The sequence below is a fragment of the Providencia sp. PROV188 genome (genome assembly GCF_027595165.1).
Classification (GTDB): Bacteria; Pseudomonadota; Gammaproteobacteria; order Enterobacterales; family Enterobacteriaceae; genus Providencia; species Providencia lanzhouensis.
The window spans coordinates 813,185-826,328 of sequence record NZ_CP097291.1 but is presented as its reverse complement, the minus strand read 5'-3'; the positions used below and the strand labels follow the sequence as shown (position 1 = coordinate 826,328).

The window sequence follows — 13,144 nt, the reverse complement described above, 5'->3', positions numbered from 1 at the left end:
TTAAATCGCCCCTTCTTCTTTATTAATTACGCGTCTAACCTGTGAAACGACTCGCACTTGCGGCGCAGACTGTGGAGCAGGTTTATCTGTGGTAACTGTGCCAGTGGCTTGCTCCGTTTGTCCTAACGCTTTTAAGACTTTCTGCTTCGGCCCATCAATTAAGATTTTGCCTTCATCCATCACGATAATGCGGTCAACTAAACGTAAAATTGGTAACTTGTGGGTAACGACAATCAGCGTTTTATCTTTCGTCCACGCCTCTAGCGCATCGAGCACCAATTTTTCAGTATCCACATCAATTCCCGTGGTTGGCTCATCCAGTAACACCACATTTGGGTTATGCAGGGTTAACTGTGCCAGTGCCACCATCTGTTTTTGTCCACCTGAAAGCCCTAAACCATCTTCACCAAGGGGCATATCAAGCCCTGCTGGATGCTGACGAATAATTTTATCGAGCTGGAAGCGTTTGAGCGCACGCACTAAATCGTCATCGCTGGAGTAGCCATCAAGACGTGCTAAATCCAAGTTTTCACGTAAGGTTCCGAAGAATAAACGCGGCTTTTGCGTCAGCATACCGACTTTGCTTCTGAGGAAAATCGGGTCAATTTGGCGAATATCGAGATCATCTAAGCTAATATTCCCTTGCTGCTGTTCATATAGCCCGGTGAGTAATTTAAGTAATGTACTTTTTCCACCACCGATTTTGCCGAGGATCGCGACTTTCTCTCCCGCTTTGATCTCTAAATTAATGTTGTTTAATGCAGGCTGCCCATCTTTACTATATTGATAAGTCACATTCGCCAGTTGTAATGCCCCGTGAACTGCAGTTGGTGAAATGTATTTTTTATGATCTTCACGCTCGATAGGACGGCTAAAGATATTTCGTACGCCGGCTAATGCCATACGCGCTGATTGGAAACGTGTGGCCAGACCCGCAATTTGTCCCAGTGGCGCTAATGCTCGACCAGATAAGATCACGCTGGCGATCAGCGCCCCCATCGTAATACGCGAGTTCACATCATTCGCATGGATCAGGTAAGTTCCCAAGCACACTAAACCGACGGTATTGAGCTGCTGCATCGCCGCACTGAAATTGACCATAAAATTGGTTAGATTGCGCACGGCGATGGATGAAAATGCCGTTTTCTCTGTAAGCATTTCCCAGCGTTGTTGCGCCCAATTCACCGCATTATTCAGCTTTAAGGTTTCGATCCCTTCAATGGATTCCACCGCTAAGCCTTGGCGTTGAGATGTTTCTTTCATTGAGGCGTTGATCCCTTTCGCCAGTGGCTTTTGAATCAAAAGACCTGCGATCACTACAATCGGGATAATGGTCAGTGGCACTAATGCTAGGTAGCCACCAATCATGCTGATTACGCCGATAAACAGCAAAATAAAGGGTAGATCGACGAGGGCTAATAAACTCGCGCTGGTCATAAATTCACGAATGGATTCGAAGTCACGTAAGTTGTTCGCATACGATCCCGATGAGGCTGGGCGCTTATCAAGGCGGATCCCCATCACGCGGTGGAAGAGCATCGCGCTGATCACAATGTCCGCTTTTTTCCCTGCGATATCTAATAGATAAGATCGCAACATTTTGGCGAGAAACTCAAAACCAATTGCCAGCACAACACCGATGGTCAGTACCCATAAGGTTTCGTAAGCTTGGTTTGGGATCACGCGGTCATACACGTTCATCACATACAGGGAACTGATTAACGCTAATAAGTTGATCACAAATGATGCGACGATCACTTGGTAGTAATATTTTTTATAACGCCAAATCACTTTCCAGAAACCGCTAGTTTCGTATTTATCGATTTCTGAACGAGTTTCCGAGCGAATATTGCGTTTAATAAACCAGCTGTAACCGCTGTAGTTCGCTGCCAGATCTTTCACACTTAATGTTTGACGTAAACCTTCTTCCGTTAAGATCTCAAAATGACGCCCATGTTCGCCATCTTCAATTTTGCTGATCACTACCGATTCATTGTTTGCTAATAGCACCAGAAATGGCGCCGCAATCGTCGGGATCTTATGCAGATCGATTTCAATGATCTGGTTATCAAATTGGTGTGAGTTCAACACACTCGCCAGCGAGGCATAATCAAAAGATTTCGATTCCGTGCGTTTAGTTTGTGCTAATAAAATTTCTGGTGAAAGGGTATAACCCAAACGCTTGGTAACTAAAGATAGGTTATTAATAATATTCATAATTTATCTAGAAGCCAATTCTTGGTTCATCCATGCAGACATTTTTGCCTGCACACTGAGGTAATTGAGTGTCGCGTCACGGAAGTCGTTTTGTAAGATAACAGCGCTGGTTTGAATACTTGCTAGCTCGTTATACGCATCAAGCAAATCAATCAAAGTGCGGCGGTTGATCGTAAATTGCTTTTCATAGTTGCTGATCACCACTTTTTGCTCTGCGATATAGGCTTTGGCTATATTTCCTTGTTTTTCACTTTGCGCCATATTGATCGCCGCAGATTGGCTCATCTCTTTAATTTCACGGAATGTTTTTTTAATACGCTCATTGGCTGCGGACAGGGCATACTCTTTCTGTGCTTGGCTGTAATAGCTCGCTTGGTCAAAAATATTCCAAGAAACACGTAAGAAAACTTCGCTATTATCTGGCGTCGCATTAACTTCCAAATTCAGGGCTGGCTTTCTCATGGCGCTGGCGACTTTAACTTCGGCATCAAGGCTTTGAGCATCGGCCACTTGGGCTTTATAACTTGGGTTATTTTCTAGATTATCTTCTTGAAATTTGGCTAAAATCGCACCGCTAGTCGTGGCTCTGAATGGGTCAACAAATTGGTCAACAGTTAGCTGGCGCTGAGTCAAAATCGATAATTGGCTCAGGGCTAAATTCAGGTTTCTTTCTGTTTCAGCGCGGCTCATTTCCACTTTTAAGGTACGCGCTTTCACTTGCGTTAATTCGCTCATTCGACCAGAGTCATGCTGAACAATCGAGGTCAGTTGCTTTTCAATTTGGTGATGACGAACGAGGTTTTCATCAATCACATCAAGGGTTTCCTTGTGGCGTAAAACCTGCAAATAAAGCTGACTGATGCGCACGCTAATATCTTCTTGAGAAAGAATATATTGGTTTTCATAGTAACTTTGCTTGGACTGTTCGCGGTCTACACCCGCTTCAATTCCACCCCAAGCATAAATGTTCATGGTCGCTTTGGTACCAAGGTGAAACCCCGATTCCATCGCGTTACTTTCGTATTTGTGTTGCTGCGCAAGAGGCTGAGTTCCCATTAAACTGACGACCGGGTAATGCCCAGCTTCCGCTGCACTAACGTTGCTTTGTGCCGCTTGATAATTGGCATAAGCCTCTTGGACTTCTGGGGCATTATCGAGTGAATCTTTTAATAAGTTTTTTAATTCAACCACATCTGCCACAGCAGAAAGAAAAAGCATCTTCACGAAGAATAACGCTAAGATGCTATTAATTAGAGATTTCATAAAGTTGGCACAAAGTAAATAAAACTGGTGTTGGCGAAATAAAATATTGAGGGCTACCCGTGGTAACCCTCAATCATTAGCCTTAAATAATGGCGCTCTGAGTTTCTTGTAACGCATCTAATGATGAGTTCATGAAACCAGTAGAGTGACTTGATGTTGCATTGACATCGGTGTCTACTCCATGTAACTCCATTGCACTTTCTGGTGAGAACAGTTTCAGGGCTGTTAAATCAGTATCATTCAAGCCTGTGTTACCTGACTCTTTTAACTTACTGATACCCACTGAAATTGATGACTTACCGTTGGTACCGTCGTTATCGGTTAACGTCAGCGTAAAGGTCTCTTTCTCCATTCCCGTCGGACGTGTTGCCCCCGGACGATAGGTTAAGTGACCAAAGTTTTTCTCACCTAAAGAGATAGAGAGTAAACCGCCCGCATCGGTTTTAACGGCTAATTCACCCTGACCAAAATCAACCCACATGCTCTTATCAAGGTTATCCGACGTAATTTCCTTGGTTGTTGGATCGTATTTGTAAGTGTGGCCATCCACTTCAATGCTGATAGATTTCATGCCATCCGCGCCGAAGCTCAGGGTTTCCTTGCCATCATTCGCTTTTGAGAAGCTACTTTCGATGGTGTTTTCATTAGGGACATATTTGCTCAGGATGTTACCTAAAGAGCTCATATCTTTCAGAACGATAACGTCGTTAGCATCGTTGTTTTGGCCTTTTTGACCATCAAAAGCGATAGGCTGAATAAACTCTTCACCTGTTTTACCACCCACGCTATTGAGCATATCTTGACCAATACCAATAGCCACAGAGCGAATACCTTTTTCTGTTAAGAAAGCCTTCCAGCTATCTTCACCAATATCAGTATTTGGGCTTCCTGGGACAAAACCATTTGGTGATGTTGGTGCTATACCATTTCCAGCAACAGGATCCTGACTATTGCTTTGGTTACCATAGTTCGGAATACCATCAGTAATCACAAACAATGTGTTATCTAGTTTTCCATTAATATCTTTTGCATCAATCGGTTCCATGCCACTACTGGATGTTTTTTGGAAAATACTGATCACCTGCTGCAATGCTGCATCATAGTTAGTATCTACACCGATAACATGCCAGTCTGGGCGTAGCGTTTGAGCGCCACGTAAACCTTCAATAATTTGTTTTGCCTCAGAGATGGTACACCAGTATGGTTGATCCATTGGGTAACCCGGCGCCCCACCAATTGCCGATGCTTGCTTAGCAAAACCATTAATGCTAACGCGCACTTCTCCTGCATCAGCGCTGTTTAGACGCTCTTCATAACTACTTAACACGCTATCAATTGAATCTAATGCAGCGTCATATCGCGTTTTCATTCCTGATGCAGTGTTACCGCCTTGAATACCACTATCATCTCTACCCATGCTACTGGACAAATCTAACGAGATAATCAAGTTAGCATAAAAGGTATTTTCAACTGGTGGTTCTACTGATAATTCAACATTCGAGGCTTCAGGCTTATCATCATGAACCACGATTTCAGTTTTCACTTCATCGGTGCCATTTTTCACACCAAAATCAATATTCAGAGAGTCTTTGCCTGCTGGATGATCAACAAGGCCTTTGAGATTAACTTCATAATTAACCTTTGTGCTGCCATCTGCGGTTGGGGTATCTGTCACTTTAACGGAAATCACTTCTTTTCCATTTGGTGTTTTACCCACAAAACCATTGTCAGTAGATTCCCATGAAATAGGTTCTCCACCTGAAGTCAGCTTGGTTGTCGGCTCAATGATCTTAATATCGCTTGGAGTTGTTGGTTTATCTGTTGGATTAGATAACTCAATAACGCCATGCACAGTCACAGGCGATTTATCACCCGCAGTTCCATCCGTTCTTAAGCCTTTCTCGAAGACTTCCGTCGGTGTCGTTTGCGTTGGTGTAATATCAATAGTGACAGTCGCTGTATTTGAGATGCTGCCATCCTTATCTTTCACGGTATAAGTGATGGTATCTTGGCCTGTAGCACCTGGTTTTGGTGTATAAATCAGTTTGCCATCTGCATCAAACGTCGCGGTACCTTTGCTGCCATTCTTTTCAATATGCAGGGTTGATTTATCCAACTCTCCATCAGGATCTTTGTCATTAATCAACACATCAATAATTGTCGGAACACCTTGCTTAGTTTGACCATGGTCATCACCAGCAACGGGGGGTTCATTGATTACAATGGTCACGGTCGCTTTATTGGAAACATTACCGTTAGCATCCTTCACTGTGTAAGTGATGGTGTCCGTACCCTTCGCATCCGCATTCGGTGTGTACACCAGCTTGCCGTTCACAATACTCACAGTGCCTTGTGATGGCTGCTCAACAACTGCTAACGTATTTGGATCGATATCATTATCTAAGTCAGTATCATTACCGAGTACATCAATCTCAACAGGTGTCGCTTTGTTGGCTTTTGCTGAGTCATCAACTGCCACTGGCGCCGCGTCGATATCGACTGTCACCGTCGCTTCATTGGAGACATTACCGTTCTTATCGAACACTTGGTACGTGATGGTATCCGTGCCCACTTCACCCGTATGTGGGGTATAAACCAACTTGCCGTCAACAATAGTTGCCGTCCCTTTGCTGCCATTGGTCTTGATCACCAGCGTGCTTGGGTCGATGTCTTTGTCTAAATCGGTGTCGTTGGCTAACACGTCAATGGTCACCGGCACCGATTCTTTGGTCGCCGCTGTATCATCAACTGCTACTGGTGGTGCATCGATATTGATAGTTACCGTCGCTTCATTCGACACGTTGCCGTTTTTATCAAACACTTGGTACGTGATGGTATCCGTGCCCACTTCACCCGCATGTGGGGTATAAACCAACTTGCCGTCAACAATAGTTGCCGTCCCTTTGCTGCCATTGGTCTTGATCACCAACGTGCTTGGGTCGATATCTTTGTCTAAATCGGTGTCATTGACCAACACGTCAATGGTCACCGGCACCGATTCTTTGGTGGCCGCTGTATCATCAACTGCTACTGGCGGTGCATCGATATTGATAGTTACCGTCGCTTCATTCGACACGTTACCGTTCTTATCTTTCACGGTATAAGTGATGGTGTCGGTACCCGTTTCCCCTGGATTTGGGGTGAAGATCAGCTTGCCATCTTCACCGATGGTGACCGTGCCTTTACTGCCCGGCTGGGTGATCACTACGCTGTTTTTGTCCAGATCACCATTAAGATCGGTATCGTTCGCGGTGATATCGATTTCAACGGGCGTATTGTGGCGCGTATCGGCAACATCATTGCCTGCCACTGGTGGCGCATCAATGTTAATAGTCACCGTTGCTTCGTTGGAGACGTTACCGTTCTTATCTTTCACGGTATAAGTGATGGTGTCTGTGCCCGTTGCCCCTGGATTTGGGGTATAGATCAGCTTGCCATCTTCGCCGATGGTCACGGTGCCTTTGGTGCCCGGCTGAGTGATCACTACGCTGTTTTTATCTAAATCACCGTCGAGGTCAGTATCGTTCGCTGTGACATCAATTTCAACTGGGGTATTGTGGCGAGTATCGGCTTTATCTTCATTGGCAACTGGCGGCTCAGTGATATCAATGGTCACAGTCGCTTTATTAGACACGTTGCCATTTTTATCTTTGACCAGATACGTAATCGTATCTTGACCCATGGCATCTGGGTTCGCGGTGTACACCAGCTTACCATCAACCACTTTGACGGTGCCTTTGGTTGGTTCACCCACAACAACTAATGTTGTTGGGTCAATATCACCGTCGAGATCGGTATCATTATCCAAAACATCTAATTCAACTGGCGTTGCCTTGTTGGCTTTAGCTGAGTCGTCGTTCGCTACTGGTGGCGCATCGATGTTGATGGTGATCGTCGCATCTTCAGAGACGTTACCGTTTTTATCTGTCACGGTATAAGTGATGGTGTCAGTACCCACTTCGCCTTTATTCGGCTGGTACACTAACTTACCATTAACAAACTTCGCGAAACCTTTGCCACCATTGGTTTTAATCGCTAAAGAGCTATGGTCAACATCCCCGTCTTTATCGGAGTAGTTATTTTCCATATCGATGGTGACAGGTTTAGATTCTTTGGTTGCTGCAGAATCGTCTTTCGCTTCTGGAGCCGCGTCAATTTTTACAGTGATGGTAGCAACATTCGACTCATGACCTGCACGATCTTTCACCACATAAGTGATGGTATCAACGCCATATTCACCTTTATTTGGTGTATAGATAATCTTTCCATCTTTACCGATTGTCACGGTTCCTTTAGAACCTTCTTTAACAATACGAATAGAGTTTGGATTTAAGTCGCCATCAACATCACTGTCATTCGCAGTAACATGGATAGTAACAGGAGTATTATGTTTTGCATGTGCAGAGTCATCACCCGCGATAGGTGCATGGTCGACAACTTTAGAGTGACCGCCACCACCACCGCCGCCACTGATTGCCACAGCAGGAATACCAATAAGAGGAACCAGTGCAGCTAACCACCATGGGTTAAATGCCCACAATGGAGGTAATGCATCGCCACCAATAGCTTGTCCAGCCGCTTGACCGTCAGCTAACTGGCTGATTGCATCTGCTTTTACTGCACTTTCCGGAACGTATGGGAAGTATTGGCCATTTTCATATTGACCAATAATGAGGTTTGCATCGCCTTCTTGATAACCAATGGCGCCATTCTCAGCAAAGTAATTTTCGATAATTAAATCAGGACTTTCTACATCGCCGCCTTCAAATGCGATGACAAGATTTTTATCAACACGCTTAACCGCAATGTTTTCTGGTGCGAATTGTGTACTTTCATCAATTAATAAATAATTTACATCTTTTTGTGCATTAATATGCAGTGGTTGTTTTAATTGTCCTGCACCGTTTTCCCCACCAGTAACAGAATATTGCTCAATCGTCTCTTTGCTATTATTAACTTTAATTGATATTTTTTTAATAGACATAGTTATCCATTGCCTCGTATCGGACAATTATTTATTGAATTAAATTTAGTTTAAAATCGTGTTAATTATTGGCAGCTTTGAGCTACATCCACACGAGGTAAAGTATGAACCTGGGTGCTAACTTTCCCTTTAAATTCATTAACTTCTTTTTCTGTCATTGGTTTTAATGATACTGTTCCATTGGTTTCAGTAACCAAGAATGCATAGGATTTGCCTGGCTCTAGTGGCTTATTATCGATTTCGTTTAATTTGGTATTATAGCGCTCGCTAACATCTGTCTTATATGCAGTGAAATTGTTGTTTCCAGAGCATAATTTAATTTGTTTAGTCGCATTAGGCTCTAATGAAGTGAGGTACTGTTTATTCACAAATATATTAATTGTTTTCCCTTCAACTTGATTATCTATTCTATAGAAAGAGACTAATGCTTTATTACTTTCAACTTCCTTGCTTTCTTTAAGAATATTCTTATTCTTCCATGTTTCGTTATTATACCCGTGCAATCCTTCATTACGCACACAACCCGTCAATGCTGCAATACATAATAGTATTACAACGCTAGTGATCTTTTTCATATTAATCCTTTCAACGCTATGGTGTTTAATTTATGCAAAGCAAAATCCCTCTACGTAATATTAGAGAGAATAAATATCGTAGTGATTTGAATAAATACTAAAGCTGGAAATCATTTAGTCTCCAGCTTAAAAATAAAATGCTTATAATTATTTTTGCTTCAATTTAACCCATTAAATGGGTACCTGAAGCATTTTGTTACATGATGAAAACTTCAGCATTATATCGTTCAAAGTTGATATGCGTCAATTTTACTCCCCCGAATTTTACCAATCCAAAGAAATGCTATCAGTTTTAGTCGCTATTCTATCAATTGATTCATAATATACTGTTTTTATTGAAATAATTTACATGTTAAAAAATTATTTATTTTTCTAACTCATATAGTGCGTGAGCATAAAAACCATAAAATTGATAAAAATAAAACTTAAATTCTATATATATATAAATACAAAGAATTTATATCTAAGTTAAAACCATCCTAAAAGAGGGGTCTATAGGCGGTGTTAATGCCTATTAACATTCTGGTAAAAATACCTTAATACGAGTAAATAACTTATTATCACGAAATACTCCCGCTGCGTGTAAAATATAAGTTTATCGCATTCTAATTAAATACCTTTATCATTTAATCGCCTTCAAAATAGTCAGAGCCCATAATTAGTAATATATATCATCTATTAATTTTCATAATTTCACTTAAATTCAATATTTGAATATAAACTAAGAATATTCCCTTATAATTCCCAATTCACATAGGAATTATTCTTAGTTCGTAAAATGAAATGTTAATTTAATATACATTGATGGTTCCTATTTCAATAATCGAAAATAACAATATCTCAGTAATAACGTCTATCGATAATAGGATTAATTATCGTTCCTATAAATAATTTGATGACTGTATATGCCCCCCGTGAGTACAGAAAACAGAATTGGCTGTAATAAACCACCTAGCTTTCCCCTGTAAGGGTGAGAATGAGTGTAAGAGCGAATTGAGGCATGTACATCCAAAGGCTGGAGATGTCATGTAATGGGGAATTTTGAAGCAAAAAAAGCCCCGAGTCGTAAGACTCAGGGCTTAATAAATTGGCGGAACGGACGGGACTCGAACCCGCGACCCCCTGCGTGACAGGCAGGTATTCTAACCAACTGAACTACCGCTCCGAAGTTCCCTACTGGGAACGCCAAGCATATTACGAATACTTGATATGACAGTCAACTCTTTTTCTTGAAAAATCGTACGGTTGAGCAGTTTTTAGCCTTATTAGATCACAAAACTGTCGCCCTTAATGAAGGGTTTCGTCATCTTGCTCAGTTTGCCGCCATAAACAGGGTTTCCCCCCTTTTTTATCCACAATATCTAAGCGGGCTTCATGCTCTGCAATTTCTTCATCAGAAGCATAAATAATTTTTAATCCACTTACTGGACGCTCAATACGTTGAATTTCATTGGTCTGTTCTGTATTGCTGGATTCAGATTCCATTGAAAATGCAAGAGAGGTCTGCCCCCCTGTCATCGCTAAGTAGACGTCAGAGAGGATCTCGGCATCGAGTAAAGCTCCGTGCAATGTTCGCTTGGAGTTATCGATAAGGTATCTATCACATAAGGCGTCTAAGTTATTACGTTTACCGGGGAAAATCTTACGAGCTAATACTAAGCTGTCGGTAATAGTACAGAATTCTGAGGTTGGAGGAATGCCTCTGTTGAGCTTGCGAAACTCGTAGTCCATAAATCCGATATCGAAGGGTGCATTGTGAATGACGAGTTCTGCACCGCGAATAAATTCGATAAATTCATCGGCTATATCGGCAAATACCGGTTTGTCTTGCAAAAATTCATCACTGATTCCGTGGACTTCGAAAGCTTCTGGGTCAACGAGACGGTCTGGTTTGATGTAGACATGAAAATTGCGACCTGTTAAGCGGCGATTAATCACCTCTACGGCACCAATTTCAATGATATTGTGCCCTTCATAATGAACACCAAGCTTGTTCATACCTGTGGTTTCAGTATCGAGGACAATTTGTCGGGTTATCGCCGTGCTCATAATGTTTTTTTGTGTCAAACTAGAAGTTGATGAATAAGGAAGAGTGTAACAGAAATGACAAAGCAGGTAGAAATTTTCACTGATGGGTCTTGTTTAGGTAACCCAGGACCCGGCGGATACGGTATCGTACTTCGTTATCAGCAACATGAGAAAACACTCAGTGATGGTTTTTTCCTCACCACCAATAATCGCATGGAATTACTCGCGGCAATCGTTGCTTTAGAGTCGCTGACCCGACCTTGCGATATTATTCTGACCACCGATAGCCAATATGTACGCCAAGGGATCACTCAGTGGATCCACAATTGGAAACGCCGTCAATGGAAAAAGGCGGATAAATCGCCAGTGGTCAATGTGGATCTTTGGAAGCGTCTCGACCAAGCAATTACACGCCATACTATCGATTGGCGCTGGGTGAAAGGTCATGCTGGTCATGCTGAGAATGAAAAATGTGATGAATTAGCTCGCGCCGCCGCCAATGCGCCAACAAAAGAAGATACAGGCTACCAACCAACTCAAGAATAGCCAGGTTCAGATTTAACGAAGTTGCTTCGATTTACTGATTTCTTTCGTTGCGCCCAGCGCTGTTGAAATTTTCACTTTAGGTTGCTTAAATTTCAAGGGCGTTGGCGTTAATGGATATGTACGTTTTCTTGCAACGATCACGCTGATCACGCCAATTCCACCACAACGTTTATTTACCCGTTTTTCCGATGAGATCCAAGGTAACACTTGGCAATTTCGGTGATATAGCACCTCATAATTGAGTAACCCTAGCCAATCAAATACCCGGAGAGAAGGGAAAAAACGGCTACAGTAAGGCTGCTGCTTACGTAAAATCGGTACTAATTTAGCCATTCCAGCTAAGCTGAATGGGTTAAATCCCGATAAAATCAGCCAACCATCATCGATCAATACCCGATCCACTTCCCGTAAGATCCAATGTGGATCATGGCTATAAGCAAGTAAATGAGGCATTAAGCAGGCATCAATTGTCTTATCCGCAAAAGGCAAAGCTTCGGGATTTGCCGCGACATCAAATACGTGAGGATCTTCACCTAGCGTGAATTGATGAGGGATCATGCACTCTTTAGTGTGGATTTCTGTACTCAAATGACCTAATTTAAGCAGGTGAAAACCAAACATTTTTTGCCACCAAGGCGCTAACTGGGCTTCCAAGGCTTGGCGATAGTGTTCACCAAAAGGAATATCAGACCAACTGGCGGGCATTTGAATCTTTTCTTCAATACGCGCAGGTTTCATAACATTCCCCTTAAAAATCGGATCGAGGTTGATTATGGAGTTAATTCGAGTACCAGCGTTAAATGATAATTACATTTGGCTACTAGCAAACAACCCGCAGTGTATCATCGTTGACCCTGCTGAGTCAGAGGCGGTTCTCTCAATATTAACGGCTAACCAATTGACCCCTGTTGCAATTTTACTCACCCATCATCATAACGACCATACTCAGGGTGTAAAAGCTATTATTGCTCAATATCCAAAACTCCCCGTATTTGGCCCCCAAGAAACCTTAGTTAAAGGGGCGACAGAGCTGGTATGTGATGGCGATTTCGTCATTATTGATGACTTCAATTTTCAAGTCATTGGTCTCCCGGGTCACACACTTGGACATATTGGTTTTTACCAAGCTCCTTACCTATTTTGTGGTGATACATTATTTTCAGCCGGTTGTGGGCGGATTTTCGAGGGTACCCCCGATCAAATGTATCAATCGATTCAAAAAATCGCAGCACTTCCTGATGATACTCTCGTCTGCTGTGCACATGAATATACGCAGTCTAATTTACAATTTGCTCATCATATTTGGCCTGAAAATGAGACAATTACGAATTATTCCGAAAAAGTAAGAACTTTGCGCAATAATCAGCAAGCAACAGTACCTAGCACATTGAAAATAGAGAAAAATATCAACATTTTTTTACAGTGCGATAACCCTGAATTACAACAAAAACTGAACATTAATATGACAAATCCATCATTACGAGCAGTTTTTACATTATTACGCCAATTAAAAGATGAATATTGATGTATA

Annotated in this window: 8 protein-coding genes and 1 tRNA gene; 2 read left to right on the top strand and 7 right to left on the bottom strand. The window is 42.2% G+C overall.

Annotated features, from left to right (window positions below; translation table 11 throughout):
- The 6 genes from M5X66_RS03600 to dnaQ form a co-directional block, all read right to left on the bottom strand.
- Positions 1–2,217 carry a type I secretion system permease/ATPase gene (locus M5X66_RS03600; protein ID WP_154609947.1) on the bottom strand — a complete coding sequence of 739 codons (2,217 nt, stop codon included), beginning with the start codon at positions 2,215–2,217 and terminating at the stop codon, positions 1–3.
- Positions 2,218–2,220: 3 nt separating this feature from the next.
- The gene (locus tag M5X66_RS03595) at positions 2,221–3,480 is read right to left on the bottom strand and encodes a TolC family protein (RefSeq protein WP_051422719.1); all 1,260 of its coding nucleotides are present in this window, start codon (positions 3,478–3,480) and stop codon (positions 2,221–2,223) included.
- Positions 3,481–3,562: 82 nt separating this feature from the next.
- Complete coding sequence (locus tag M5X66_RS03590) at positions 3,563–8,464, bottom strand: Ig-like domain-containing protein (protein WP_270103880.1); 4,902 nt, start codon at positions 8,462–8,464, stop codon at positions 3,563–3,565.
- Between the two features lie 65 nt (positions 8,465–8,529).
- Positions 8,530–9,039 (bottom strand): OmpA family protein, encoded by a 510-nt coding sequence (locus tag M5X66_RS03585; protein WP_036953956.1) that lies wholly within the window; start codon positions 9,037–9,039, stop codon positions 8,530–8,532.
- Positions 9,040–10,127: 1,088 nt separating this feature from the next.
- A tRNA-Asp gene (locus M5X66_RS03580) sits at positions 10,128–10,204 on the bottom strand.
- Between the two features lie 122 nt (positions 10,205–10,326).
- The gene (gene dnaQ, locus M5X66_RS03575) at positions 10,327–11,088 is read right to left on the bottom strand and encodes a DNA polymerase III subunit epsilon (protein WP_036953954.1); all 762 of its coding nucleotides are present in this window, start codon (positions 11,086–11,088) and stop codon (positions 10,327–10,329) included.
- A gap of 54 nt (positions 11,089–11,142) precedes the next feature.
- Here dnaQ and rnhA point away from each other — a divergent pair, with 54 nt between their 5' ends.
- Positions 11,143–11,613, top strand: a complete 471-nt coding sequence (gene rnhA, locus M5X66_RS03570; protein WP_036953952.1) for a ribonuclease HI — start codon at positions 11,143–11,145, stop codon at positions 11,611–11,613.
- A gap of 12 nt (positions 11,614–11,625) precedes the next feature.
- On the opposite strand, the gene M5X66_RS03565 is transcribed toward rnhA, so the two are convergent.
- On the bottom strand, positions 11,626–12,351 hold the full coding sequence (locus tag M5X66_RS03565; RefSeq protein WP_036953950.1) for a class I SAM-dependent methyltransferase: 726 nt from the start codon (positions 12,349–12,351) through the stop codon (positions 11,626–11,628).
- A gap of 34 nt (positions 12,352–12,385) precedes the next feature.
- Between M5X66_RS03565 and gloB the strand changes: the two genes are divergently transcribed.
- Complete coding sequence (gene gloB / locus M5X66_RS03560; RefSeq protein WP_270103879.1) at positions 12,386–13,138, top strand: hydroxyacylglutathione hydrolase; 753 nt, start codon at positions 12,386–12,388, stop codon at positions 13,136–13,138.
- Positions 13,139–13,144 lie beyond the last annotated feature (6 nt).